The following is a 2,879-nucleotide window of genomic DNA, read 5'->3' as shown; positions in this document are numbered from 1 at the left end:
ACCTTGCAAATTGCCTCCAGCGCTTCCTCCTGGCCAAAGCCCAATTCACGCATTATGCTTTTTGCAACCGGTAGCAAATCATAAAATCCCGTACTGGCAAAATAATCTTCCAGGCTTTTTCCCGGCATATTAAACACCACCCGCAAGTTAAATTTCCAGTTCCTGCTGAGCCTGGTAAACAATATCCTCATCAACCAGCCTTTGTTTCTTGCCACTGGCGATTATCAGGCAGGTAGTAACAAGGTTGTTAACCAGTCTGGGTAAACCCTTGGTAATACCGTAAATTGCCTCCAAGGCCGCCGGGGTAAGCACATCCTCATGCAACCCGGCATTTTTCAACCGGCTGGAGCAATAATCCCCCACTTCATCCCGTTTAAGCCCGTACATAAAATATTTTACGGTAATCCTTTGCCGCAGCGGGTTATTGACATTCAAAGCCAGCTTATTCCTGATTAACGGCTGCCCGGCCAAAATTAAAATAAACGGGTTTTGAGAGTCCATTTTAAAATTAAAAAGCAGCCGCAGTTCCTCTAAAATTTTAGTAGTCGCCAAGTGTATTTCATCCAGTACTATGACCGGGGTTACATGGCGCTCGTAATATAAACTGTTTATGGCCCCCTGGATTTGATGAAAAATAGCGACCTTCTTATGCTTGGGCTCTTCGCCCAACTCCAAAGCCAGGCCCTGGTAAAACTCGAGCACAGTTACTGTGGACAGGGCAAAATAACAGGTCTTGAAATGCGCCGGGTTAAGTTCATGCACGTATTTCCTAAGGGCAGTGGTTTTACCGCAGCCGGGTTCCCCGGCAACTAGGCCGATGCCCCGTACTTGTTGCAAATACTTCAGGCGGGATGCCAGCTCTTTAAGATCCTGGCCTGTAAACAGCTGGTCAAAGCCAATCTCCTTGCTAAAGGGGTTGAATTTTAACCCGAAGAATTGGGTAAACATTACACATCACCTGCTTTACCGGTACTATCGTGCTGGGTTTCAAAGATAGAGCTAAAAGAGACAACCGGTTCTGCGATGGGCTTTCTTGTTTGCACAGGGAGTGTGTCTTCAGGTTCACCCCGTGTGGCCGGGCGGCCAGGTCCTTTCCTCCTGGCACTGGCATTTTCAGATAAATTGACCTGCCGGGCTTCGCCCACTTTAACCCCTTCACGGTACAGAAAGACCGGCTGGGCCGGGTTATTCAGCCACCGGGGCTCGTATCTCACTTCCAGGCGGGTATTGGCAAGCTTTTGGTCAGTTTCATAAAGCACACTCTCTAAAGATAAAGTGGCATCATGGTTGACTTTACGTGTAACGCGCAAAAGAAAAAGTTCATCTAAAAGGGCCGGGTCGAGAAACATACGCACCTCGTCCGCCTGGGACATGAAATAATCCAGTGGACTCATTTGCAAAGCGCTATGCATTTTGCGCTGGTAATCATCCTCCAGCCACTCCCAAAAACGCAGGTTCAACTCTTCCAATGACTTAATCTTTTCCGGCTCTATAAGGCTTAAAAAGCGCATACGTACCGTTCTAAAAAAGCGTTCAATTTTCCCTTTTTGGTTGGGGGAAAAAGGTTCTGCATGTAATAAACTGCAGCCCAGGCTGGCGCAGATAAAAGCCAGCTGGCCACAGCGGTACACTTTGCCGTTGTCGGTGTATAGAAGTTTGGGCAAACCGCGTTTTAAAATCGCATCCTTAAATATATCCCGTATAGCCTCGAAATTTTGTTCCCAGCTAAACCGGGCATGGGTAATGAGGCGGCTGGCATCATCAATATAGGCGATCAGGTAAGTGCGTTTCTTGACCCGGCCTAGCTTTAGGTAGGGCCCATAAAGAATATCCGTTTGCCAAAGCTGATTTACCTTCTGGTGCGCAAATCGTTTCATTTCCTTTTCTTCCGTGCCTGTGTCTTGACTGTTGACCAGTTCTTGATTCTGCGCTAAAAAGCGGTAAAAAGTAGCCTGTGAAAGCTTGTCCGGTGTAAATACACCGTCTTTAACCAGCTCTTCATAGAGTAAAATACCACTGAGTTTGGGCTTGGCGGCCTTTTTTTCCCGTATCTTCAGCGCGATTTCTTCCGTTACACGACGGCTCTTACCCCGGTCCGACCGGTAACCCGGCTTTAGTCCCTCCAGGCCGTGTCGCCGGTAAAGATACAGCCACCATTCAAAGGTTTTTACCGTATAGCGCCTTGGGCCGTAGTGTGGCATATCAACCGGCTTGGCCGCCAGCTTTTTAAAGTATTCTTTCTGATTTACCGTTTGATTGTTCAAGACCGGTGCAATCAGCGAAAATTTTTTAAGGGCGATTTTTTCCCGCTCTTTTTCGTCAAGCATGGCAAAATCAAGACCTCCTAAAATCATGAAAATTTTGGAGGCCTCAAGCGCTTGAAGCCATTATTGGGCGCCGTTTCCGGTAATCATAACATTTTACCCCGCCGCCTCACAGGCAAAAGTTGTGTTGGTATTGACATTTGCACTTCGAGGGTGCACAAGCGGCTACGGATATGCTAAAATAATATGCTAAGGAGCCATGAAGGAGTACCCGCATTGTTTGTGAAACCTTGCCTGAAAGGTTTGGATTTGGGGAAATCCGGTTGTTACAATGCGCAGTACTTTTTGGGCTCCTTTTCTTTTGTCCTGTTCGTCCGGCGGCAGGCTGATACCGGGGATAAGCTGGCGCAGGCCTACTTTAATGCGGTTTTGGTTGTTTAAAAACCGTTTCAAATAGAATTGCAAGTGGGCCGGAGCCCATCCCAGGTTCTTTAAAAGCTTTAAACAGGCTCGGAGAGAATGATTGGAGTCTAATATATAGCACAAAGCCATAAGGATTGTCTCAATGGTGTATTGAAAATATGGCAGACAAAAGGAAGGCAGGTAGGAAATGGT

2 protein-coding genes and 1 pseudogene are annotated in these 2,879 nt (G+C 47.1%); all 3 read right to left on the bottom strand.

Features of this window, described 5'->3' with window-relative positions:
* Positions 1–147: 147 nt before the first annotated feature.
* Entirely contained in the window at positions 148–948 is an 801-nt protein-coding gene (locus tag LX24_RS14710; RefSeq protein WP_166512879.1) for an ExeA family protein, read from the bottom strand.
* Complete coding sequence (locus LX24_RS14705) at positions 948–2,327, bottom strand: DDE-type integrase/transposase/recombinase (RefSeq protein WP_166512878.1); 1,380 nt, start codon at positions 2,325–2,327, stop codon at positions 948–950. Before LX24_RS14705 ends, LX24_RS14710 begins: the two co-directional genes overlap by 1 nt.
* A 186-nt stretch (positions 2,328–2,513) precedes the next feature.
* A pseudogene (locus LX24_RS14875) lies at positions 2,514–2,879 on the bottom strand (DUF6431 domain-containing protein); the annotation flags it as partial.

It is taken from the genome of Desulfallas thermosapovorans DSM 6562, from assembly GCF_008124625.1.
GTDB lineage: Bacteria > Bacillota > Desulfotomaculia > Desulfotomaculales > Desulfallaceae > Sporotomaculum > Sporotomaculum thermosapovorans.
This window is presented reverse-complemented; position numbering and strand designations above follow the sequence as displayed.

Bases quoted from the DNA above. Each gene is read 5' to 3' on its own strand.
- LX24_RS14710 (WP_166512879.1), bottom strand. From the start codon at position 948: ATGTTTACCCAATTCTTCGGGTTAAAATTCAACCCCTTTAGCAAGGAG.
- LX24_RS14705 (WP_166512878.1), bottom strand. From the start codon at position 2,327: ATGCTTGACGAAAAAGAGCGGGAAAAAATCGCCCTTAAAAAATTTTCG.